General features: G+C 68.5%; 23 protein-coding genes. 13 read left to right on the top strand and 10 right to left on the bottom strand.

Going from position 1 to position 21,693, the window contains the following annotated elements:
* Positions 1-117 precede the first annotated feature (117 nt).
* The 7 genes from E0H73_RS20935 (at position 118) to E0H73_RS20900 (ending at position 6,776) form a co-directional block, all read left to right on the top strand.
* Positions 118-999, top strand: coding sequence for a PHP domain-containing protein (locus tag E0H73_RS20935; RefSeq protein ID WP_131358981.1), 882 nt, complete (start codon positions 118-120; stop codon positions 997-999).
* The gene (locus E0H73_RS20930) at positions 996-1,613 is read left to right on the top strand and encodes a MarC family protein (protein WP_131358978.1); all 618 of its coding nucleotides are present in this window, start codon (positions 996-998) and stop codon (positions 1,611-1,613) included. The genes E0H73_RS20935 and E0H73_RS20930 overlap by 4 nt, the downstream gene beginning before the upstream one ends.
* A 1-nt stretch (position 1,614) precedes the next feature.
* Positions 1,615-2,511, top strand: a complete 897-nt coding sequence (locus E0H73_RS20925) for a RecB family exonuclease (protein ID WP_131358975.1) — start codon at positions 1,615-1,617, stop codon at positions 2,509-2,511.
* Positions 2,512-2,618: 107 nt separating this feature from the next.
* Positions 2,619-3,458 (top strand): alpha/beta fold hydrolase, encoded by an 840-nt coding sequence (locus E0H73_RS20920; RefSeq protein WP_131358972.1) that lies wholly within the window; start codon positions 2,619-2,621, stop codon positions 3,456-3,458.
* Between the two features lie 755 nt (positions 3,459-4,213).
* Complete coding sequence (locus tag E0H73_RS20910; protein ID WP_131358967.1) at positions 4,214-5,011, top strand: ABC transporter permease; 798 nt, start codon at positions 4,214-4,216, stop codon at positions 5,009-5,011.
* Complete coding sequence (locus E0H73_RS20905) at positions 5,004-5,819, top strand: ABC transporter permease (RefSeq protein WP_238164135.1); 816 nt, start codon at positions 5,004-5,006, stop codon at positions 5,817-5,819. The genes E0H73_RS20910 and E0H73_RS20905 overlap by 8 nt, the downstream gene beginning before the upstream one ends.
* A gap of 3 nt (positions 5,820-5,822) precedes the next feature.
* On the top strand, positions 5,823-6,776 hold the full coding sequence (locus E0H73_RS20900; protein ID WP_131358964.1) for an ABC transporter ATP-binding protein: 954 nt from the start codon (positions 5,823-5,825) through the stop codon (positions 6,774-6,776).
* On the opposite strand, the gene E0H73_RS20895 is transcribed toward E0H73_RS20900, so the two are convergent.
* Both E0H73_RS20895 and E0H73_RS20890 read right to left on the bottom strand, forming a co-directional pair.
* Positions 6,777-7,088 (bottom strand): hypothetical protein, encoded by a 312-nt coding sequence (locus E0H73_RS20895; protein WP_131358961.1) that lies wholly within the window; start codon positions 7,086-7,088, stop codon positions 6,777-6,779.
* Positions 7,085-7,882 carry a hypothetical protein gene (locus E0H73_RS20890; RefSeq protein ID WP_131358958.1) on the bottom strand — a complete coding sequence of 266 codons (798 nt, stop codon included), beginning with the start codon at positions 7,880-7,882 and terminating at the stop codon, positions 7,085-7,087. Before E0H73_RS20890 ends, E0H73_RS20895 begins: the two co-directional genes overlap by 4 nt.
* A gap of 196 nt (positions 7,883-8,078) precedes the next feature.
* Here E0H73_RS20890 and E0H73_RS20885 point away from each other — a divergent pair, with 196 nt between their 5' ends.
* Positions 8,079-8,585: an RNA polymerase sigma factor gene (locus E0H73_RS20885; RefSeq protein WP_238164134.1), complete on the top strand. Its 507-nt coding sequence runs from the start codon at positions 8,079-8,081 to the stop codon at positions 8,583-8,585.
* Entirely contained in the window at positions 8,582-9,670 is a 1,089-nt protein-coding gene (locus tag E0H73_RS20880) for a hypothetical protein (protein ID WP_131358953.1), read from the top strand. The genes E0H73_RS20885 and E0H73_RS20880 overlap by 4 nt, the downstream gene beginning before the upstream one ends.
* Before the next feature lie 6 nt (positions 9,671-9,676).
* On the opposite strand, the gene E0H73_RS20875 is transcribed toward E0H73_RS20880, so the two are convergent.
* Entirely contained in the window at positions 9,677-10,546 is an 870-nt protein-coding gene (locus E0H73_RS20875; protein WP_131358950.1) for an alpha/beta fold hydrolase, read from the bottom strand.
* Between the two features lie 39 nt (positions 10,547-10,585).
* On the opposite strand from E0H73_RS20875, the gene E0H73_RS20870 reads away from it, so the two are divergent.
* Positions 10,586-11,335, top strand: coding sequence for a ParA family protein (locus E0H73_RS20870; RefSeq protein WP_202867488.1), 750 nt, complete (start codon positions 10,586-10,588; stop codon positions 11,333-11,335).
* 1 nt (position 11,336) lies between these two features.
* On the opposite strand, the gene E0H73_RS20865 is transcribed toward E0H73_RS20870, so the two are convergent.
* Together E0H73_RS20865 and E0H73_RS20860 are read right to left on the bottom strand one after the other, a co-directional pair.
* Positions 11,337-12,260, bottom strand: coding sequence for a DUF4349 domain-containing protein (locus tag E0H73_RS20865; RefSeq protein ID WP_131358947.1), 924 nt, complete (start codon positions 12,258-12,260; stop codon positions 11,337-11,339).
* A gap of 102 nt (positions 12,261-12,362) precedes the next feature.
* On the bottom strand, positions 12,363-13,877 hold the full coding sequence (locus E0H73_RS20860; protein WP_131358944.1) for a DEAD/DEAH box helicase: 1,515 nt from the start codon (positions 13,875-13,877) through the stop codon (positions 12,363-12,365).
* 319 nt (positions 13,878-14,196) lie between these two features.
* Between E0H73_RS20860 and E0H73_RS20855 the strand changes: the two genes are divergently transcribed.
* Positions 14,197-14,877: a ferritin-like fold-containing protein gene (locus tag E0H73_RS20855; protein WP_131358941.1), complete on the top strand. Its 681-nt coding sequence runs from the start codon at positions 14,197-14,199 to the stop codon at positions 14,875-14,877.
* 62 nt (positions 14,878-14,939) lie between these two features.
* Here E0H73_RS20855 and E0H73_RS20850 read toward each other — a convergent pair whose 3' ends face one another.
* The 5 genes from E0H73_RS20850 to ligD all read right to left on the bottom strand — a co-directional run bounded on the left by E0H73_RS20850 (position 14,940) and on the right by ligD (position 17,710).
* On the bottom strand, positions 14,940-15,218 hold the full coding sequence (locus E0H73_RS20850; RefSeq protein ID WP_131358939.1) for a GlsB/YeaQ/YmgE family stress response membrane protein: 279 nt from the start codon (positions 15,216-15,218) through the stop codon (positions 14,940-14,942).
* A 145-nt stretch (positions 15,219-15,363) separates the two neighbouring features.
* On the bottom strand, positions 15,364-15,591 hold the full coding sequence (locus E0H73_RS20845; RefSeq protein WP_131358936.1) for a DUF3107 domain-containing protein: 228 nt from the start codon (positions 15,589-15,591) through the stop codon (positions 15,364-15,366).
* 193 nt (positions 15,592-15,784) lie between these two features.
* On the bottom strand, positions 15,785-16,414 hold the full coding sequence (locus tag E0H73_RS20840) for a TetR/AcrR family transcriptional regulator (protein ID WP_131358933.1): 630 nt from the start codon (positions 16,412-16,414) through the stop codon (positions 15,785-15,787).
* Between the two features lie 126 nt (positions 16,415-16,540).
* Complete coding sequence (locus E0H73_RS20835) at positions 16,541-16,747, bottom strand: hypothetical protein (protein ID WP_131358930.1); 207 nt, start codon at positions 16,745-16,747, stop codon at positions 16,541-16,543.
* A 30-nt stretch (positions 16,748-16,777) separates the two neighbouring features.
* Positions 16,778-17,710 (bottom strand): non-homologous end-joining DNA ligase, encoded by a 933-nt coding sequence (gene ligD / locus E0H73_RS20830; protein ID WP_131358927.1) that lies wholly within the window; start codon positions 17,708-17,710, stop codon positions 16,778-16,780.
* Between the two features lie 78 nt (positions 17,711-17,788).
* Between ligD and E0H73_RS20825 the strand changes: the two genes are divergently transcribed.
* Entirely contained in the window at positions 17,789-18,703 is a 915-nt protein-coding gene (locus tag E0H73_RS20825) for an alpha/beta fold hydrolase (protein ID WP_131358924.1), read from the top strand.
* 191 nt (positions 18,704-18,894) lie between these two features.
* Positions 18,895-21,636, top strand: a complete 2,742-nt coding sequence (locus E0H73_RS20820; RefSeq protein ID WP_238164133.1) for a Calx-beta domain-containing protein — start codon at positions 18,895-18,897, stop codon at positions 21,634-21,636.
* Positions 21,637-21,693 lie beyond the last annotated feature (57 nt).

Here is a 21,693-nt window from a genome sequence, read left to right as displayed (position 1 = left end):
ATAGTGCTCGCCTGGGGACAACTGACAGGTCCGGCGAGTGAACGCGGCTAGCATCTGCGGTGACAGATGTCCTGATCACGGACATGGTCACGGACACCGAAGGGATCCTCACCGCTCGTGCGCATCGATCTGCACACCCATTCGAACCGCTCGGACGGCACCGATCCGGTGGACGTCCTGATCGCGCACGCGCAGCAGGCCGGCCTCGATGTGATCGCGCTCACCGATCACGACACCGCGGACGGGTGGACCGACGGTCGCCGGGCCGCCGAGCAGCTGGAGATCGGGTTCGTGCCGGGGATCGAGATCTCTTGCAAGCTCCGGGGCATCAGCGTGCACCTGCTCGGCTACCTCCTCGACCCGTCGCAGCCGGAGCTGGCCGAGGAGCTGCGGATCGTCCGCGACGGCCGCACCGACCGGATCCCGTCGATCGTCGCCCGGCTGAACAGCATCGGCGTGTCACTCACCGTAGACGAGGTTCTGGCCCAAGCCACCGGTACGCCGTCCGTCGGGCGGCCGCACGTGGCCGACGCGCTGGTCGCCAACGGCACGGTCGCGAACCGTGGCGAGGCCTTCGACCGGTACCTCGCCGACGGCCGGGCCGGCCACGTCTCGCACTACGCGATCGAGCCCGGTCGCGCGATCGACCTGGTTCGCGCGGCCGGCGGCGTACCGGTGATCGCGCACCCGTGGGGCCGGTCCAGCTACAAGGTGATGACGCAGGACACCATTGCAGCGTTGGTCGCAGACCACGGGCTGGCCGGGATCGAGGTCGACCACCAGGACCACTCGGCAGAGTCCCGGACGACGCTGCACCGGATCGCCGACGAGCTCGGCATCATCGCCACCGGCTCCAGTGACCACCACGGCGCGGGCAAGATCGATCATGAGCTGGGGGTGAACTCGACCGAGCCCGAGCAGTTCGAGCGGCTGCTCGAGGTCGCCAAGGCGAACGCGGCCGCCACCGACGCCCAGGTCCCCGAGGCCTACCTGCCGTGAACAGTGTCATCAACCTCGGGCTGCTGAGCGAGGTCGTGGTCACGCTGTTCGTGATCATGGATCCGCCCGGCACCGTGCCCGTTTTCATCTCGCTGACGGCCGGTCAGTCCCGCGCAGTCCGGAAGAAGGCCGCCTGGCAGGCGGTGCTGGTCGCGTTCGGCGTGATCGTGGTGTTCGCGGCGTTCGGGCAGCAGATCCTGCACCACCTCGGGATCACGCTGCCGGCGTTGCAGGCTGCGGGCGGTCTGCTGCTTCTGCTGATCGCGCTGCAGTTGCTGACCGACACCGCCGAGGACCCGGTCCAGACCAAGAACGTCAACATCGCTTTCGTTCCGCTGGGTACGCCGTTGCTGGCCGGGCCGGGTGCGATCGTTGCAACCATGGTGTTCGTGCAGCGGGCGAACGGCGCACTCCCGGACGTGGTGGCGATCTCGGTCGGCATCATCCTGATCCACATGGTGATGTGGCTGACGCTGCGGTTCTCCGGGATCATCATGCGGCTGCTGGGGGAGAACGGCGTACTCCTCGTCACGCGGATCGCCGGTCTGCTGCTGAGTGCGATCGCCGTACAACTGGTGGCCGATGCCGTCACCGACTTCATCAAGGCGGGCTGACATGAGCGACATGCTGCCCGGGATGCCGACGCGGCTGTTCGTCGCGACGCCGACCAAGCTGCTCACGTTCGCGGACTGCAAACGGAAATACCGGTACACGTATCTGGAGACGCCGCGGCCGCCGAAGGGGCCGCCGTGGGCGCACAACACGGTCGGGGCGATCGTGCACGAGGTGCTCGCCGACTTCTTCGGTCGGTGGCCGGCTGCCCGCCGTACGCCGGACGAAGTGGTCGCGAAGATGCGGTCGAGTTGGCGGAGCGAGGGCTTCCGGGACGACCAGCAGTCGCTGGACTGGCGTGAACGGTCGACGGAGATGGTGCTCGGGTACCTGCGCGACTCGGATCCGTACTACGAGCCGCGCGGGGTGGAGCGCACCGTCGCGTTCACCACCGAGCGGGCGTCGCTGCGCGGACGCGTCGACCGGATCGACGAGCGCCCGGCGCGGGACGGCAGCGGCGGGACCGAGGTCGCGATCGTCGACTACAAGACCGGCCGGCGCCCGCTGACTCCGGTGGACGCTCGGTCGTCGCTCGCTCTCGCGCTGTATGTCCTGGGCGCGCGCCGAGTCATGCACAAGCCGTGCACGCGGGTCGAGCTCCACCACCTGCCGACGAACACTGTCGCCGGCGCCGACCACGACGACGCGTCGCTCGCCCGCCACCAGCGCCGCGCCGAGTCGATCGCCGACGACGCGGCCGCCGCCGAGGCCCGCTGGCGCGAAGGACTCACCCCCGCCGAAGCCGACGAGGCCTTCCCACCCGAGCCCTCACCCCTCTGCGCCTGGTGCGACTTCGTCCGAATCTGCCCCCAAGGCCGCCGAGCCGCCCCACCCCGCGACTCGTGGTCCGGCCTCGACGACACCTCTCCGATCCCCTCCACAGACGAATCCCTCGGCTGACCCGCGCCTGACGTCGCCTGAGGTTGGCTGAGGGGGCCGTGTCAGCGGCGTGTGCGTGGGGTGCCAGCGGGGGAGGCGAGGGTGGAGGCACGAGAGAGGGGTGCCTGATGGGTGCGAAGACTGTGAACAAGCTGGCGGTACCGGGGGCGACGCTGCACTACGAGGTCACGGGGACCGGGCCGGTGCTGCTGCTGATCGCCGGTGGCCCGACGGACGCGGGGGTGTTCGACGGGATGGTCGGGCAACTCGCCGCCGACTACACCGTGGTGGCGTACGACCCGCGTGGCAACTCGCGGAGCCCGTACGACGGTCAGCCGGCCGACGAGTGCGTCGACCAGTCGGCCGAGGACGCGCTGGCGTTGATCGACGCGGTCTCCGGCGACGAACCGGCGTTCGTCTTCGGCAGCAGTTCCGGCGCGATCACCGGACTTGAGCTGATCGCCCGCCACCCGGACCGGGTACGGATGCTGGTCGCCCACGAACCGCCGTGCGTCGAGGTGCTGCCAGACGCCGAGGACGCGCGCGCGTTCTTCGAGGACGTGCACGACACCCACAAATCCGACGGGGTCGCGGCGGCCGATGTGCTGTTCATGATGGGCACCGGGATGGACGACGACGCAATGCCGCCGCTGGAAGACCTGCTGCCGGAGTACCGCGAACTGGCCGAACGGATGCAAGCCAACGCGAGCAACTTCTACCAGCACAAACTCCTGCCGTTCACCCGCTACCAGCCAGACCTGGACGCCCTGAAAACCGTCGCCGACCGAATCGTCCCCGCCGCCGGCCTACACTCGCTCGAACTCCTCCCCGGCCGCCCCATCCAACTCATCGCAGAACGCCTCGGCTGGCCCGTAGTAACCTTCCCCGGCGGCCACGCCGGCTACTCGAGCCACCCGGCCCCGTTCGCCTCCCTCCTGAACCGAGTCCTCGAAGCCGAAATCAGCTAACCCCCAATCCCGGTCCGGGCGAGGTCTGAGGGGTCCCCGCCCGGACCGGTAGGTTTGTTCCCCACGCACCGCTGGCGAGCTCCTCCGTCGCCCGCTACCCCGGCGCTCCTGCCCAGCCCACGCGTGCTACCGCCCCCTTCAATTGCGCGGCTGCCGCCGCTTCCTGCTTTGCGTGCGCGGCTGCCGCCGCCTCCTGCTTTCCGTGCGCGGCTGCCGCCGCCTCCCACCTCGCGGCTACCGCGTGGTCGTGTGTGCTGCCGCCCGCCGCGTGGTGTGGTGCCGTGTGCTGCTGCCGCGCGGTCGCGCCTACTACCGCCGTCCGTTCGAGTCCGCGTGCTACCGCCACGGCTTGCGCCCTGTCCCGACCGACCACCTGCAGCCGCATCTCCGCGCCCGATCAACGCCCACCGCCTAACCGTGCGGCAGCGCGCAGCAGGAGCGGCGGCAGCCGCGCACGTGAAGGGGGCGGCAGCACCCGTAGGAAGGTCGGGCGGGTAGGAGGGCCAGCGAAGCGCTCGACGCAGGAGCACGCGTAGCGGCGCGTGGGGGACACACGCGCCTGCGGGAACACCACCCGAAGAATCCGGTTGACGGTTGCCCGAAGTCCGGCGTACTGTCCGATCCTTGCCTTGAAAATGGTGTGGTTCAGCCATGCCGTCACAGTGGTGTCCGAACCCCCCGGTCCTGTCGGATTCGGGGTAGTTCTGCGTGCCGCTGGGTCCGGATACCACCTCGAAGTTGGAGAGGAGGTTGCCGTGGGCGTCTACTGGGCGATCGGCGTACGGTCGTTCCGGCGCTTCTCGACGTACCGGATCGCGACCGCGTCCGGCGCGTTCACCAATACCGTGTTCGGGTTCATCCTGTGCGGTATCTACCTGACCCTGTGGCACGAGCGGCCCGGGCTCGGCGGGTACGACGTGTCCGATGCGCTGACGTTCGTGTGGTTGCAGCAGGGGCTGCTGATGCCGATCGGGATCTTCGGCGCGACCACCACGGTCGAGCTGGGCGAGCGGGTTCGCAGCGGTGAGATCGCGGTCGACCTGTACCGGCCGACGCATCTGCTGCTGTGGTGGCTGTCGGTCGATCTCGGTCGCGCGATGTTCCAGTTGGTCGTCCGCGGCGGTGCGCCGTTGCTGGTCGGTGCGCTGGTGTTCGACCTGAAGTTTCCGAGCAACCCGATCACCTGGCTGGCCGTCGCGGTGGGGCTGGTGCTGGGGATTCTGGTGAGCTTCACGATCCGCTATCTGGTCGCGCTGTCCGGGTTCTGGATCACCGACACGCGCGGCATGGAACAGCTCGCGTTGGTGCTGTCCTGCTTCTTCTCGGGGACGATCCTGCCGCTGGTCGTGTTCCCCGGCTGGATCGGCGAGTTCGCCCGGGCGACGCCGTGGGCCGCGACCCTGCAGGTGCCGATCGACATCTGGCTCGGCCGCAGTCCCGACGGCATCGGCTCGGCACTGCTGTTCCAGCTCGGCTGGCTCCTCGTGCTGATGCTGGCCGGCCAGCTCACCACGTCGTTGGCAACCCGGAAGGTGGTGATCCAAGGTGGTTGAGCGGCTCCGCCGGGCTCCTGCGCAGTACTGGATGCTGGTCCTGATGTGGATCCGATCGTCGCTGGCCTATCCGGCGTCGTTCGTGCTGATGCTGGTCAGTTCGATGCTGATCACGGTGATGGACTTCGTCGCGATCGTCTTGATGTTCAGCCACATCGAGGCGTTCGGCGGATTCACCCTCGGGGAGATGGCGTTGCTCTACGCAACGGCCTCGATGACGCTCGGGGTGGCGGACCTGTTCACCGGGTCGATCGAGCGCGTCGGCGAGCGGATCCGCACGGGCACGCTCGACGTCTACCTGATCCGGCCCGTGCCGGCGTTCCTGCAGACCGCCTCGGACGGGTTCGCGCTGCGCCGGATCGGGCGGCCGCTGCAGGCCGGCGTCGTACTGGCGTTTGCCCTCAGCAACCTTCAGCTCGACTGGACGGCGGCCAAGGTCGTCGTGCTGGTGCTGTCGGTGATCACCGGGTCGATCATCTTCGCGGCGATCTTCGTGCTCGGCGCCGCGTTCCAGTTTCTTGCGATCGACTCCGCCGAACTGGCCAACTCGTTCACGTACGGCGGTCAGACGCTGACGCAGTACCCGTTGTCGGTCTTCGGCAAGGAGATCGTCCGGGCCGTCACGTTCGTCATACCGCTTGCCTTCGTCAACTACTACCCGGTGCTGTACGTGCTGGGTAAGCCGGCCCCGCTGGGCCTGCCGTCCTGGATCGGCCTGCTGTCCCCGCTGGTCGCCGTCGCGATGGTCGCGCTGGCGTCACTGGCGTGGCGGGGCGGTCTCCGTCGTTACCGCAGTACAGGGAGCTGAGCAGTGGCAGTCATCGAGTTGTCGAACGTGTCCCGCGCCTTCACCGTGACATCGCGGTCCGGATTCCGTCGTACTCGCCGGGAAGTGCGGGCCGTCGACGGGATGTCGTTCAGCGTCGAGCCGGGGGAGGTGATGGGCTACATCGGGCCGAACGGCGCCGGGAAGTCCACGACGATCAAGATGCTGACCGGCATCCTGGTCCCGAGCAGCGGCACGATCCGCGTCGCCGGGGTGGACCCGTCCCGCCACCGGCTGAAGCTGGCCAAGCGGATCGGGGTCGTGTTCGGGCAGCGTACGACGCTGTGGTGGGACCTGCCGTTGAAGGACTCGTTCGCCGTACTGCAGAAGATGTACGACGTTCCGATGGCGCGGCACCGGGAGAACCTCGCGACGTTCGTCGAACTGCTGGACCTCGGCGAACTGCTCGACGTACCGGTTCGTCAACTGTCATTGGGTCAGCGGATGCGCGGTGATATCGCAGCCGCGTTGCTGCACGACCCGGAGATCGTGTACCTCGACGAGCCGACGATCGGGCTGGACGTGATCAGCAAGGCGCGGCTGCGCGAGTTCCTTGCCCAGGTCAACGCAGAACGGCGTACCACCGTCATCCTCACCACCCACGACCTCGACGACATCGAAGCCCTGTGCAGCCGCGTCATGGTGATCGACCACGGCCACCAGATCTACGACGGCACCCTCACCGGCCTCCGCGCCAGCCAGTCCGCGCCTCGCACCCTCGTCGTCGACCTGGCCACGTCCCTCCCACCCATCGAAATCCAAGGCGCCACCGTCGTAAAGGTCGACGGCCCCCGCCAGCACCTCACCTTCCCCACCACCACGAGCGCCGCGCCCCTCCTCTCCCAAATAGCCGCCAACTACCCCCTCGTAGACCTCTCCGTAGCCGAACCCACCATCGAATCCGTCATAACCCAGCTCTACACCCCCACCCGCCACTGATCAGGGGTTATGCCCCGCAGCCATCGAGAGAACGTCCGAGGGGTCCTGGGGGTCCGGGTCGGAGCGCCACTTCTGCAGCGCAGTGGCATGGTCCGTCTCGTCGAGGGTGCCGACGCCTGCCTGAATCAGCCGGCGGGCTTCAGCCGGGCCGATGTCCTCGTACGTGAACCACCGCTCCGCGTAGAAGTCGTTGCGCAGGGCATTGTTCGCATGGAACTTGCCCGTATTGGCGACGTACGAATACATCATCTCGTGCGCCAACGCGGCAACCCACACCCGCCGCCCCTCTTCCTTCACCAGATAGAGCTTCATCGCGTGATCCCGTCGTTCCTGTCTAGTGTCCTGGATTGCGCCACAGGTAGCTCGTGGTCCGGCGCCGGACCAGCCTGATACCGCGGAGGTTGCCGGGAGTCACTGTAGTTATTGACTGCGACCTTTCGTCCGCCGAGCCGTGTCAGCCCGTCGATCCCCGTCGGAGGCTGGAGTGTGGCTGACAGGTCGACGCACCGCTGTCGCGCGGCGGTCCGCTCTGCGAGCGTGGCGGTGTCGCTGCGATCGATCTCGTACCAGCGTGTCGTTGCCTCCTTGACCTTCGCCGACGCAGCCGAATGGAACTGCACCTCGACACGCGGACCGTGCGGTGGTGCGAGGTATGCGTGGATGCCTTTGTACCGGGAGCCTTCGCTGTACGAGTGCATGGCGTAGGTGACCTGCCAACCGCGGCGGTTGAGCTCGTCAACAGTCTGTCGAGCCGCACGGACCAGCTCGTCGGGTGTCCGAGTCAGCGCGGTGTATCGCAGCACGTCGTCGATCGGGAACCGACGGTCGAGCTCCTCCCAGAGTTGGATCTTTCGGGCGAGGGACTCCGGCGACTTGACGCGCCGGCTCAGCTGGTACGGCGCTGCCGACGCGGGCAGCGAGTCGAGGAAGTCCGCGGTCACCTGAGGCTCGATCGCCGTCACCTCGGCGAGCAGCCGCATGCTCTTCTCCGCCGCGGGCCGGCCGTGCATCCTGGCCATGTCGGCCACTGACACCAGGCTCTGGCCCCAATCGAGCTCGCCGTGCGCAGCGAAGGCTCGGTGCAACTCGGACGGCTCGGATGGCATCTGATCTCCCCAGGTCGTGGTTCTTCGACGGTAGTGACCGAGGGAGGGGCTGTGGGGCGGGTTCGAGCGAATTGTGGATAACTCGGGCAGGTTACGAAGTGGGGTGGGAGGGTGACTTGGGGGTGGTGGGGTCGTTGAACTGCGGGTAGGGACCCAACCGGAAGTGGGATTCGGGGGTAGACAGGGTATGCCGACGATGACGGATGAGCCTGCTGTGGTGGTGGGTCCGCCGGCGGACGGGGCTGGGTTCGTCGAGTGGGTGCGCCCGCATCTGCCCGCGATGGCCCGGCTGGCGGGGCGGCTCGCGGTGGGGGCCGACCGGGACGACATCGTGCAGGATTCACTGGCGCGGGCGTGGTCCAAGCGGAGTCAGTACGACGCGAGCCGCGGTACGCCGTCCGCGTGGCTGCTCGCGATCACCGCGGACCAGGCCCGGAAGGCGGCGCGGCGGTTGCGGCCGGCCGGGGAGTTCGACGAGCACGACCGGCCGGTGTCGCGGCCGGATCTGGATGCCCGGATGGATGTGGACCACGCGCTCACCTCGTTGTCGGCACGACAGCGCCTCGCAGTCGACTGCTATTACTTCGCCGACTTGTCGATCGCCGACACGGCCGCGGTGATGGGCTGCTCCGAAGGCACCGTCAAGTCCACCCTGTCCGATGCGCGGTCCCGCCTGCGCACCCTGCTGGAGGTCAGCGAATGAACCCGACCGACGAGGTCGACGACCTGCTGACGCGGGCCGGCGCGCGGTGGCGCGCGGACCAGCCGTCGGCGCCCGAGCCAGACTTGGACCATATTCTCGGCGGTCGCCGCCGTCCCCGTCGCTGGGTGCCGGCGCTGGCCGCCGCCAGCGTCGCCGCGATCGCCGCCGCCGCGCTCACCGTCCTCCCGGACGGCGGCCAGGACCCGGCAGCCGTCCCGCCGGCGACCAGTGACACCCAGCAATCCTTTGCCCAGGGCAACCAACAGACGCCGATGGCCGGCGTCACCCAACCGGATCCGGTGAACGACAAGCTACTGGTCGGCGCCGGTGACAAGGTCCAGGCCAGCGGCGAGGTCATCGCCGTACCAGGTCAGGAGCCTGTGTTCTGCCCGTCGCACCCGACGGACCTGATCGGTTATCCGCCCGGTCAGGAGCCCGCGCCCAGCTGCCCGGCCAACATCGCCGTCAAGCTCAAGGGCGTCGACCTCGACCGGCTCGGCGACGCGAAGACGATCAAGAACGTACGCCGGGGGACCGCGACGCTGATCGGGATCTGGGGCAACCGATCCATCGACGTCCAGGAGCAGAAGGCGTACGTCGTGCCGCCCGCCACCCAGATCCCGCCATTGCCGTGCAAGGCGCCGCAGGGCGGCTGGGTGTCGAAGCCGAACAACCTCAACGCACCCGCGGTCCTGGCCTTCCTCGACGCGCACAGCGCCCAGATCGCGGAACCACTGGTCCAGTATCCGGACGGCCACGGCCGGGGCAAGCCGATCGTCGTACAGGTCGGTGTCGCCCACGGTGACCTCGCCGTGTTCCGGAGCTCCCTGGACAAGGTGTTCGACGGCAACCTCTGCATCTCCCGGGCGCTGCTCAGCCGCGGCGATGTCAACCGCATCTACCAGACCCTGACCAACCTGACGGCCGGCCAGGAGCTCGGCATCCAGATGACGTCGGCGTCGACTCCGGGCGGAGGTCGCGCTGAGGTCGAGGTCGTCGTCTACACCGAGGCAGTGAAGGCCGCGCTGACCCCCGTCGGCCTCAACCTGCTGACGGTCAAGCCGGCGGTCCAACCAATAGCCTGACCGGCGTCAGTCGATGAAGGTCCGGTCATGGAAGAAGTCGACCAGGAGCCGTGCGGTCGCGGCGGGCTGTTCGATCGCAGGGGAGTGGCCGGCGTCAGGGATGATCTCGGCCTGAATGCCGAGGCGTTCCGCGACGTCGGCCTGGACCGTGATCGGCCAGCCGTCGTCGGAGGCGCCGTACGCGACCTGCGTGCGAACGCCGGACTTGGCCAGCCGGTCGGTCTTGTCCTCGGAGTCCATCAGGCGGCGGGTGATCTCGGCGAGGCCGGCCGGGTTGTTGCTGGTGAACCGCTTGCGCAGGAACGCCGCGATCTCGTCCGGCGGCGTCACGTACCCGGGCACCTTGCTGTCGTGCTCCAGCTTCAGGTCGTACACCTGCTCGATCGGCAGGTTGTCCAGCCCGAACGCGAGCATCTGCAGCCCCTGCACCTTCTGCTCGTCCGTGAACGCCGCCGGACCCGTGCACAGCAGCGTGATCGTCGAGAACACCGACGGATCGGTCAGCACGGCCTCCCGCGCGACCAGTCCACCGAACGAATGCCCGACCAACTGGCTGTACCCGCCGAGCGCCTTGCTCATCGCCACCACATCGGCGCCGAACTCCTCCAGCGTGTACGCCGACCGCTCGGTGGGCCCGGGGGTCTCGTACTGACCGCGTTGGTCGACCGCCACCGTGCGCCATCCGTACCGGCACAGGTGGTCGACCAGCGGAGTGAAGTCCTCCTTGCTGCCGGTCCACCCGGGCACGAGCAGCACGGTGCCGAGCGGCGTACCGTACTTCGGCACCGCCATGAGCGTGGCGAAGGAGCCCCGATCGGTGTCGAGGGTCGCGGGGTGGACCCCGTCGGGCAGCGTCAACGTGCGCGGCGTACTCACAAGTCAAGAGGGTAGTCGCCGGTACGGCACAATGGCCGGGTGCCTCGCACCATGGCAGTTGCCAACCAGAAAGGCGGGGTGGCCAAGACGACCACCGTCGCGACGCTCGGCGCTGCCCTGACGGAGTTGGGCCAGCGCGTGCTGCTTGTGGATCTGGACCCGCAGGCGTGCCTGACATTCTCGGTCGGCATCGACCCCGAGGATCTGGAGACGTCGATCTACCAGGTGCTGCTCGGCGGCGTGAAGGCGCGGGACGTGCTGGTCAAGCTCGAGGACGGAGCGGACCTGCTTCCGGCCACGATCGAGCTGGCCACCGCGGAGGTGCGGATCGCGCAGGAGACCAGCCCGGAGCAGATGCTGCGGACCGCCCTGCGCCCGCTGCGGGCGTCGTACGACTGGATCATCGTCGACTGCCCGCCGACCCTCGGGCTGCTGACCGTGAACGGGCTGTCGGCGGCGTCCGAGGTCCTGATTCCCTTGCAGTGCGAGACTCTCGCGCATCGTGGCGTAGGGCAACTACTTGACACGATTCACGACGTACAGCGGCTGAGCAATCCGGGCCTGCACGTGCTCGGCGTCCTGCCGACGCTGTACGACGGCCGTACGACGCACGCTCGGGCGGTGCTGGAGACGATCGCTGACACGTACTCCCTGGAGGTGCTGGAGCCGTCGATCCCGAAGTCGATCCGGTTCGCGGAGGCGCCCGCGATCGGGGAGACCGTGCTCAGCACCGCGCCGGCCTCGCCCGGTGCGAAGGCCTACCGGGCTCTGGCCGGCGCGCTGCTCTGACCTACTGCCCGCCGTCCGGAGTCTGCGGAAGGGCAGGCTGACGGCGCAGACGGTGCCGGTTACGCCACAGCGGTAAGCCGATCAGCGCGATCAGCACCAGGAACGGGAGAACCGCGCCGAGTGCGGTCGCCAGTGCGGAGAACGTCGCGACGAATGCGCTCCAGCCACCCTTCAGCCCGGCCAGGAAGCCACGATCCGGGTCCTCCGCGACGGGAGGCTTGCCCGTCTCGGTCAGGGTCAGCGTCAGCGTGGCGAGTTCGGTCTGGAGGGAGAGGTTCTTCTGCTTGGCCAGCAGGGACTCAAGGTCCGCCTCACGCCGGGTCAGTTCGGTCTCGACCGAGACGATCTCGCCGATCGTGTTCGCCTTCGCGAGCAGGGTGCGCATCCGCTCCAGGCTCGCGCGCTGGGAGTTGATCCGGCTCTCCACGTCGACCACCTGCTCGGTGACGTCGGCGGACTCCTGGTGGATCTGGGTCCGCTTGCCGAGCTCGGACAGGCGCTGGATAGCGGTCTCGTACGACGCGGTCGGGACCTTGAGCACCAGGTTCGCCTGAGTGATCTTGCCGTCGGCATTATTGCCGGTGTCCTCGGACGCGACCTGGCCGCGGAGCGAGGTGACGACTGTGATCGCCTTCTGTCGTTGGCCGTTCACGTCATCGGCCTCGACCGTGAGCGAGCCGGTCTTGATGATCGCGCGGGTCACGCTCGGCTGCTCTTGCGGCTTCCCCGCCGCCTTCGGTGCGCCGCTCCCCGACGTACCCTCGGCCTCTTTCGCACTGTCGCCGGCGCCGCTGCCGCCGTCCTGCCGTTGCGCGGGAGCGGACATGCCTTCGGCACTACTGTCGTTGCTGCTGCCCCCGCAACCCGCCAGCAACACGATCCCCAGCGCCGCCATTCCAACCACGGCACCCCTGATCCGCCTCATCACCCAGCCCCTCTCTCGTGGTTTCCGTCCTAGGACGGCCCACGAGAGGCTGGGTGTTGCAGGCTGAGGTCACTGTTCAGCCACGGTCGGGCGACGGGCAGGTCACTCCGGAGCGGTGAACAGCGGGACGGTCGGGCTCGTGCCCGGCTCCGGCGCGGCCTTCTGAGCAGGCTCGGCAGCGACAGGCTCTGCGTTGGCAGGCTCGGCGGCGGCCGTCTCAACGGCCTTGTCGACAGGCTTCTGCGCGCTCTTGCGAGTGCGGGCCCGCTTGCGCGGCTTCCGCTCGGCCGGAGCCTCGGCGGCCTCCGTCGCGGACTCCGTGGAGGGCGGGACCTCGGTCTTGGTCGTGACGTCGGCGTTCTCCTCGAGCGGCTGCCCCGAGCGCGTGCGCTTGCGGGTCCGGTTCCGCTTCCGGGCCGGACGCTCGCCGTCCTCGGCGCGGTCCTCGCTGCGCCGCGGCTCCCGGGCCGGCTTCTCCTCGCGCTGCTCCCGAGCCGGCTTGATCCGGCCCTTCGCATCGGTCGGGATGCCGAGGTCGTGGTACAGCTCCGGCGACGTCGAGTAGATCTCCTGCGGCTCGTCGTACGGCAGGTCGAGCGCCTTGTTGATGGTCTTCCACCGCGTCACGTCCGGCCAGTCGACGAACGTCACCGCGATCCCGCTCGCACCCGCCCGGCCGGTCCGGCCGATCCGGTGGATGTAGGCCTTCTCGTCCTCGGGGCAGGTGTTGTTGATGACGTGCGTGACACCCTCGACATCGATGCCGCGGGCAGCGACGTCGGTGCAGATCAGTACGTCGATCTTGTCGCCGCGGAACCGGGTCAGCGCCCGCTCGCGAGCCTGCTGGTTCAGGTCGCCGTGGATCGCGGCGGCCTTGAACCCGCGGTCCTGCAGGTCGTCGGTGAGGCGGGACGCCTCCCGCTTGGTCCGGCAGAAGATCATCACCCGGCCGCGGTCCTCGGCCTGCAGGATCCGCGCAACCACCTCGGGCTTGTCGAGGTCGTGCGCCCGGTAGACGAACTGCGCGGTCGTCGGCACCATCTCGGTGTCTTCGTGCGACTCGGCGCGGATGTTCAGCGGGTGCCGCATGTGGGTCCGGGCCAGCGCGATCACGGCCGACGGCATCGTTGCCGAGAACAACATCGTCTGCCGCAGCTCGGGAGTCTTGCGCAGAATGCGTTCCACGTCGGGCAGGAAGCCCAGGTCGAGCATCTCGTCGGCCTCGTCCAGCACCAGAACCTTGATGTGGCTGAGGTCGAGCACGCCCCGGTTCGCCAGGTCCAGCAGGCGTCCCGGCGTACCGACGACGACGTCGACGCCCTTCTTCAGCGCGTCCAGTTGCGGCTCGTAGGCGACCCCGCCGTACACGGTGAGGATCCGGACGGTGCGAACGGTGGACGCGGTCTCGAGGTCCTTGGCGACCTGGATGGTCAGCTCACGGGTCGGGGTGACGACCAGCGCCTGCGGCTTGCCGGGCGCGGCCAGTTCCTCGTAGTCGGCCTCGCCGGGGGAGATGGTGCGCTGCAGCAACGGAATGCCGAAGCCCAGCGTCTTACCGGTGCCGGTGCGGGCCTGACCGATCAGGTCAGTGCCCATCAGGGCGACCGGGAGCGTCATTTCCTGGATCGGAAACGGCTCGACGATGTTGACGCGATCGAGCGCGTCACAGATCTCGGGTAACACCCCGAGCTCTCGGAAGGTGGTCAGGCTGATCGCCTCTCAACATGCTTGATACGGACAGGTGCTCTGTGGCCGGGCGCCAGAGGCTTGTCAGCCTCGTCTGTGAGGCGCGGGGACACTGTGCAAGCACCTCGCACCAGCTTGCCCATCTGGGCGCGTCACCGGCGAATCGCCCACCAGTGTAACCGCATGAGCTGTCAACGCCGCTTCGTGTGGTTTGCGCCACTCCCGCCGGTGGACAGATAGGGTGCCGGGCATGGAGCAGACGGCCTTTGATGATCCCGCCTACCGGGCCGCGGCGGTGGATCTGCTGGGAGTTCTCGCGTACGGCGAGCTGACCGCGTTCGAGCGGATCGCCGAGGACGCGAAACTGGCACCGACCCTGAACGACAAGGCGGAGCTGGCGGCGCTGGCGACCACCGAGTTCGGGCACTTCCGGCAGCTGCGGGACCGGCTGGTCGCGCTCGGCGTGGACCCGATGGAAGCGATGCGGCCGTTCGTGACGCCGCTGGACGCGTTCCACGACCACACCGCGCCGTCGGACTGGCTGGAGGGCCTGGTCAAGGCGTACGTCGGGGACGGTCTGGCCAACGACTTCTACCGCGAGATCGCGTCGTTCGTGGACGCGGAGACGCGGGCCCTGGTGCTCGAGGTGTTCGCCGACTCCGGTCAGGCCGAGTTCGTGGTGGACCGGGTCCGGGCCGCGATCGAGGAGGACCCGAAGCTGGGCGGCCGGCTGGCGCTGTGGGGCCGTCGGCTGGTCGGTGAGGCGCTCAGCCAGGCGCAGCGGATCGCCGCCGACCGGGACTCGCTGGCCGCGCTGCTGGCCGGCAGCGTCGACCGGCCCGGACTGGACCTGGCCGCGATCGGCCGGATGTTCACCCGTCTGACCGAGGCGCACACCGCCCGGATGACCGCGCTCGGCCTGCAGGCCTGACCCCCTAGAAGCAGAGCGGCCGCCTGCCCCGGATCGGGGTGGCGGCCGCTGAGGTGAGGTAGTCAGGCTGAGGCTTTCGATCTGCTCTGGTAGCCGGCGATGACGCCGACGACGATCACGGCGCAGATGATCTGGATCAGGTACTGCGTCCAGTCCAGGCCGGGGGTGTCCTTGACTCCGAAGGCTTTCGCGATCAGACCGCCGATGAAGGCGCCGATGCCGCCTCCCAGGATGGTCCAGCCGAGGCTGATGTTCTGCTTGCCGGGGAGCACCAGCCGGGCCAGCGGCCCGAAGATGATGCCCGCGATGAGACTGACGATGAGCATCCAGACCCAGTACACGGTTCCTCCTTATGAGGGATGGCTGACCCGCGCCCCGGCCTGGCGCCCCGTGCTACCAGACCACCGCAACGCAGGTCTTACCGCCATCGTGCCCCCTGGGTGGCACTCCGCAACCAGGACACGCGCGACTGTGTCCGGACCGCGATCAGATCGCGCCGAACCCGACCTTGCGAATCGACACCTCGCCGATCTCGACGTACGCCAGCCGGTCGGCCGGAATGATCACCCGGCGGCCCTTGTCGTCGGTGAGCTGCAGCAGGTTGGACTTGCCGCTGAGCGCCGCCGCGACCGCCTCCTGGACCTCGTCCGGGCTCTGCTCGCTCTCGAGCACCAACTCACGATTGGCGTGCTGTACGCCGATCTTGACCTCCACGAAACCCTCCGGGCACGTTCCGACCGGCGGCTCTCGCCGGTGACGGTTCGAGCCTATCCGCTACCGACCCCCAGCTCTCACCCGTCCGCCCAGAGCAGAACCCCCGGGTACGCCGGTGCCTGCCCCGCGAGCCACGCCCCCCTCGCGTTGGAAAGGGGCGGGTGGGAGGTACGTCGTACCGTGGTGGCGCTGGTCAGGAGTCGGTGCGGGGGAAACCGCGGATGCCGCGCCAGGCCAGCGAGGCGACCAGGTCGGCCGCCTGCTGCTGAGCCAGCGTCGGGTCGTCGGAGGCCAGCCAGTAGCGGGCACTGACCTGGGCCATGCCGACCAGGCTGACAGCCAGCACCATGGACTGCTCACGGTTCAGCCCGGCGTCCGCACTGATCACCTCCGACACCGCCTCGGCGCAGGTGTGCGTGACCCGGTCGACCCGCTCCCGGACCGCCGTCTCGTTGGTGAGGTCCGACTCGAACACCAGCCGGAAGGCACCCTGCGCGTTCGCCACGTAGTCGTAGAACGCGTGCATGGTGGCGGCGACTCGTAGCTTGTTGTCCTCGGTCGACTTCAGCGCGTCCCGGACCGAGGCGATGATCGCGTCGCAGGAGCTGTCCAGCAGTGCCAGATACAGCTCGAGCTTGCCGGGGAAGTGCTGGTAGAGGACCGGCTTGGAGACGCCGGCGCGGTCCGCGATGTCGTCCATCGCGGCGGCGTGGTACCCGTTCGCGACGAAGACCTCCTGCGCCGCCTCGAGCAGTTGCGCGCGGCGGGCCAGCCGCGGCAGGCGGCTGCCACGCTTGGGCGCGGTCTCGGGTGTCGTCGACACGTCGGCTCCTTCGATGGTGCGGCACCGGCAGCTCGGGCTCGACCGCCGGGTCGTTCCCCGAATCCTACCCAGCAGTCCTCCCGGCCAGTAGCTTCCCCGCCGGTCGGCGTTCCATCGTGGTAGCGGTCAGCGATAGTCGTCCTCGCCGGAGTCGCCCACCACGCGGCGCTGCTCCTCCACGTCGGCGGGGTCGGCCTCGCTGGGTACGCCGTCGTCCGGGGTGAAGTCGTCCACCTCGGTGGAGTCCTCCCGCTGCTCGATCACGTCGGCCTCCGGTGCGTCGTCGGGGACGCTGTCGAAGCCGGGACCCTCGTAGTCGGTCTCACTGGTCATGCGACTGCTCCTTCGCTCGGCGACGGACAGTTACGACGGTATCGACGGTAGCGGCTGCGGGTCGTCGTACAGCCCCTCGAGGACGTCGCCGTACTCCTCGATCCGGGCCAGCACCTCGTGGGGCAGGAAGCGGAGCTCCTCGGCGTCGGTTGCCGAGGCCACCTCGTCCCAGTCGATCGGGGTGGAGACCCGTGGTTCTTCGGCTCCGCGCAGGGAGTACGGCGCCAGTGTGGTCTTGGCGCTGGCGTTCTGGCTCCAGTCGATGAAGACCTTGCCGGGACGCAGTGCCTTGGTCATGTTCGCGGTCACGTTCTCCGGCAGCGCCTCGGCCAGTTGCTCGGCCAGGAGCTTGGCGAAGGCGCTGGTACTCCGGGACGACGCCGGCTCGATCGGGACGTACAGATGCATGCCCTTGTTGCCGGACGTCTTCGGCCACCCCTCCAGTCCGTAGTGCCCCAGCAGCTCGCGTAGCGCCAGAGCAACGTCGCAGCACTCGACGATGCTCGCTCCTGGTCCTGGGTCGAGGTCGAACACGATCAGGTCGGCCTGCGGGTCCTTGCCCGTGTCCGACAGACCGATCCGCCATTGCGGGATGTGCAGCTCAAGTGCGGCGAGGTTCGCCAGCCACACCACGGTCTGGATGTCGTCTGCGACCACGAAGTCGGCCTCGTCTCGTCCGGTCGAGCTCCCGGGCGTTGGCAGGGTCACGGTCCGCACCCAGGCCGGCGTACCGCGCGGTGCGTTCTTCTCGAAGAAGTACTGCGCCCCTGTGCCATCGGGCCAGCGCTTGCGGGTGAGTGGACGGTCGGACAGGTGCGGGAGCAGCAGTTCGGCGACCTGGTGGTAGTAGTCGATCACCTCGGCCTTGGTGAAGCCGGTCTGCGGGTAGAGCACCTTGCCGAGGTTCGTGAGCTTCATCGTCTGCCCATCGACCTCGGTCGTCAGTTGCTGCGGCGCTGCCATGCCTCCCAGTCTCCACCCAGCCGAGTCTCTAACGGTGGTTTGCCGGCAGCAGCACGAGAGCGTCCTACCATGGGTCAGGTGGAGAGTTACGCGGGAGTAACCGGGGCTGAGGGCCCGCTGGAAGTACGGGAGTGGCCGACGCGGCAGGTGTCGGTCGGAAGCGCGGATCTGCTGGTGCGGGACGTGCCGGATGCGGCGCCGGAGCTGCCGCCCGCGCTGTTCGTGCACGGTCTGAACGGCTCCTCGCTGAACTGGACCGCTCTGGGCCTGATGCTCAACGACACCGTCCGTGGCATCGCCCCCGACCTCCCAGGCTTCGGACGTACGCCGCTGTCCGGCGCTGCCGGGATCTACGAGCAGGCCGACCTCCTGATCGAACTGGTGGAGCGTGAGTTCGACCGGCCGCTGCACCTGTTCGGGAACTCGATGGGCGGTGCGACCGCGGTGGCCATCGCCGGGAAGCGTCCCGACTTGGTCGCGTCACTCACCCTGATCTCGCCCGCGCTCCCTCATCCGCGGGTGTCGGCCAGTGCGCTCTGGTTCACCGCGATCGCGACGCCCCGGCTGGGTCCCGCCGTACTGGAGCGGACGCGTCGGTTGCCGTTCGACCGGCGGTTCGAGGCGTCGCTGGCCATGGTGTTCGGCGATCCGCGATCGCTGGCACCCGAGGTGCGGGCGGCGTACGAGGCGGAACTGCGGCGGCGCGACGGCGACCCGTGGGTGCGGCAGGCAACGGTCGACGGCGCCCGGAGCATCCTGCGGTCGTCGCTGGCGATGCCGCGGCGGTCGCTGTGGGCGGACGCGGCGAAGCTGGAGTGTCCGGTCCTGTTGATCTACGGCGGGAAGGACAAGCTGGTCGACGCGCGGATCCGGACCAAGGCCCAGCGTGCCTTCCGCAACGCGCGTCTGCTCTACCTGCCGAAGTCCGGCCATGTCGCGCAGATGGAGCACCCGGACCAGGTCGCCCGGGCGTTCCGTCAGCTGATCGCCTGATTCTTGGCCGCCGCGCCTGGACGAGCCGCGGCTGATCGAGTCGAAGCTGTCGCAGGACTGAGACACGGCTGAGCAGCCGGTCAGATCAACTTTCCTCTCGCCCACGAAGTCGGACCGATGTCGAAGGTTCGTCGAACGAGAGGACCACTGTGCGGGTAATCGGCAGATTCAGAAAGAGCCTGTCGCTGGGGATGGTCGCACTACTGGGAGTGGGGGTCCTGCCGGCACTGCCGGCAACCGCCACACCGCAAGCACCGCCATCGCTTGCTCAAGGCAACAACTGGGAAGTCGAGCCGGTCGCCTCCGGCTATCAGCTCACCCTCCGGCTGGACGCGCCGGCGCCGATGCGCGCGTCGCTGCCGTTACTGGCCGTCAATGGCGTGCCGCTGGGAGTGGCGAAGCAGTCGCCAGATCAGCGCACTCTGACGTTGATCACCACGAATCCGGCTGTGCTGAAGGCGCGCGACGTACGGCTGATCTGGTCGGGTGATCTCGGCAAGGAGGCCGGCAAGGGCCAGGAACGGAGCCAGGGTGCCGGGCCGACCGACGCGGACTGGCTGAAGGCCCGGCGTGGACCGGAGCTGAACGACGATCCCGGTGCCGTCGGCCAGTATCAGGTCGAGACGTCGGAGTACAACCTCGGTGACGAGGCGGTCTTCCTTCCGGGCCTCGGGCAACGGTCGGAGATCCGCGGCAAGGTGTACACGCCGCGCGGTGCCGTTGGGCCGCGGCCGCTGGTGGTCTTCCTGCATGGTCGCCACCAGTACTGCTACGGCGAGGGCGACGATCAACCGACCGACAAGCCGTGGCCGTGCTCCGGCACGATGAAGCCGGTGCGGAGCTTCCGCGGGTACGACGGTCCCGCGACAGCGCTGGCCAGCAACGGGTACCAGGTCGTGTCGATCAGCGCGAACGCGGTCAACGCCTACGACGGTGATGTGTACGACGCCGGTGCGCAGGCGCGGGCCGAGTTGACACTTGATCATCTGGCGCTGTGGAAGAAATGGTCGACGCTCGGTGGCGGCCCGTTCGGCCGCAAGTTCGTCGGCAAGATCGATCTGCGCAACGTCGGCCTGATGGGGCACTCCCGTGGCGGCGACGGCGTCGCGCGGGCCGCGGTGCTGAACGCCGACCGCGGTGGGCAGTTCGGGATCCGCGCGGTCCTGCCGCTCGCACCGACCGACTTCGCCCGGACGACCGTGCCGGGTGTCGCGATGAGTGTGGTGCTGCCGTACTGCGATGGCGATGTGTCCGACCTGCAAGGGCAGAAGTTCTACGACGACACCCGCTACTCGGTCACCGGCGACACCGCGCCGCGGTCGACGATCACCGTGCTCGGTGCGAACCACAACTTCTTCAACACCGAGTGGACTCCGGGGCAGTCCGAGGCGCCGTCGGGCGACGACTGGTTCGGTGAGGAGAAGGAGTCGCCGTGCGGAGCGAAGTACGCGGGCCGGCTGACGGCGAAGGAGCAGCAGGCCGTCGGTACGGCGTACATCGCGGGGTTCTTCCGGGTGCAGTTGGGGCATGAGACGAAGTTCCTGCCGCTGCTGGACGGATCTGACAGTCGGGCTGCTTCGGCTGGGCGGGCCGTCGTACGGGTGGTGGCTCAGGCGCCGTTGGCATCGCGACGGGATGTGAATCATCTGGACCAGCCGCTCCCCGCCGGAGCGGTCAGTGGGAAGGCAACCGCGACAGTGTGTGCGGGAGTTGAGGAGTTGAACTCCCGTCTGGCTCGTGCCGCGACTCCGACCTGTATGTCGACGGCTGACTTCGGCAACACGCCGCACTGGAGTACTGCGTGGTTTGCGGCCAGGACACCGACCACTGCGGTCACCAAACTGACGTGGACCGGGACGGACGGCGTACTGCGGCTCAACCTGCCTGCCTGGCAGCGCGACGTACGGCGCTTTGCCGCACTGTCGTTCCGGGCAGCGCCGGACCCGGCTGGTACGCCGAAGACCGATCTGAGTGTGCGGGTCGTCGATGGGCACGGACGGGCAGCCGTCGTACCGGTGTCCACTGTGAGCGACGCGCTGGTGCGGATGCCGGGGAGCAACGCGAACGGGCTGCCGAAGAACTTGCTGCGGACCGTGCGCATCCCGGTCGGGTCGCTCAAGGGTGTGGACCTGCGCGACGTACGGGCCGTGGAGTTGCGGACGGACCGGGTGGCGGGTGGGTCGGCGTACGTGAGCGATCTGGCGTTCTCGTCGCCTGGAGTGGGGTCGTCTGCGCCGGCTGTCCTGCTGCCGAAGCTGTCTGCGTCGAACGTGAAGGTCAAGGAGGGTGACAAGGGCATCAACTCGGCGGACTTCTGGGTGACGATGGCGCGGCCGAGCATCCGGCCCGTGACTGTGTACGCCGAGACGAGCGGCGAGCTGGGCGAGACCGTGGGGGATGTCACGCGGAAGCTCGTGTTCAAGCCGGGGCAGGTGCGGCAGAAGGTGAGCGTGTCGATCCACTCGAACACCTGGGACAGCTACGACCTTCCGTTCGACCTGGTGCTGTCGGTGCCGCGGGATGGGCTGCTGGATCAGTCGTTCGGGCACGGTCTGGTGATCGACGACGACCCGACGCCGACGCTCACGCTTGGGAACGCGCAGGCGTCGGAGAAGGCCGGAGAGGTGAAGTTCCCGGTCAAGCTGTCCGCGCCGAGCGACAAGATCGTCACCATCTCCGGCGAATTGAAGGACGGGACCGCGGTACTCCGGAAGGACTACAAGGGGGCGTACGACGACGGGTCCGACCCGGCGAACCGCTCGGTGGACGGGTATGTGGAGCCGGGGAAGGCGGCCGGGGAGGTCACGGTGACCCTTGTCGACGACACAGTGAAGGAGCCGGGCGAGACGTTCTCCGTTGTCGTCGGGGCGGTCGACGGCGCGGAGGTCAAGCTCCCGAAGACGCTGCGGGCCACGATCACCGACAACGACTAGAAGAGCAGCCGGTCCGGGCGCCCTGGGGGCGCCCGGACCGGCGAACTTCACTCAGCC

This window comes from Kribbella pittospori (assembly GCF_004331465.1).
Lineage (GTDB): Bacteria > Actinomycetota > Actinomycetes > Propionibacteriales > Kribbellaceae > Kribbella > Kribbella pittospori.
Note: the sequence above shows the minus strand (reverse complement) of the source record. Positions and strands in the feature narration are given on the sequence as shown.

What these genes read in the sequence shown, in the direction of transcription:
- E0H73_RS20925 (WP_131358975.1), top strand. Translation starts at nt 1,615, where the DNA reads ATGAGCGACATGCTGCCCGGGATGCCGACGCGGCTGTTCGTCGCGACG.
- E0H73_RS20920 (WP_131358972.1), top strand. Translation starts at nt 2,619, where the DNA reads ATGGGTGCGAAGACTGTGAACAAGCTGGCGGTACCGGGGGCGACGCTG.
- E0H73_RS20895 (WP_131358961.1), bottom strand. Translation starts at nt 7,088, where the DNA reads ATGAAGCTCTATCTGGTGAAGGAAGAGGGGCGGCGGGTGTGGGTTGCC.
- E0H73_RS20890 (WP_131358958.1), bottom strand. Translation starts at nt 7,882, where the DNA reads ATGCCATCCGAGCCGTCCGAGTTGCACCGAGCCTTCGCTGCGCACGGC.
- E0H73_RS20885 (WP_238164134.1), top strand. Translation starts at nt 8,079, where the DNA reads ATGACGGATGAGCCTGCTGTGGTGGTGGGTCCGCCGGCGGACGGGGCT.
- E0H73_RS20880 (WP_131358953.1), top strand. Translation starts at nt 8,582, where the DNA reads ATGAACCCGACCGACGAGGTCGACGACCTGCTGACGCGGGCCGGCGCG.
- E0H73_RS20865 (WP_131358947.1), bottom strand. Translation starts at nt 12,260, where the DNA reads ATGAGGCGGATCAGGGGTGCCGTGGTTGGAATGGCGGCGCTGGGGATC.
- E0H73_RS20860 (WP_131358944.1), bottom strand. Translation starts at nt 13,877, where the DNA reads ATGACGCTCCCGGTCGCCCTGATGGGCACTGACCTGATCGGTCAGGCC.
- E0H73_RS20855 (WP_131358941.1), top strand. Translation starts at nt 14,197, where the DNA reads ATGGAGCAGACGGCCTTTGATGATCCCGCCTACCGGGCCGCGGCGGTG.
- E0H73_RS20835 (WP_131358930.1), bottom strand. Translation starts at nt 16,747, where the DNA reads ATGACCAGTGAGACCGACTACGAGGGTCCCGGCTTCGACAGCGTCCCC.
- ligD (WP_131358927.1), bottom strand. Translation starts at nt 17,710, where the DNA reads ATGGCAGCGCCGCAGCAACTGACGACCGAGGTCGATGGGCAGACGATG.
- E0H73_RS20820 (WP_238164133.1), top strand. Translation starts at nt 18,895, where the DNA reads ATGGTCGCACTACTGGGAGTGGGGGTCCTGCCGGCACTGCCGGCAACC.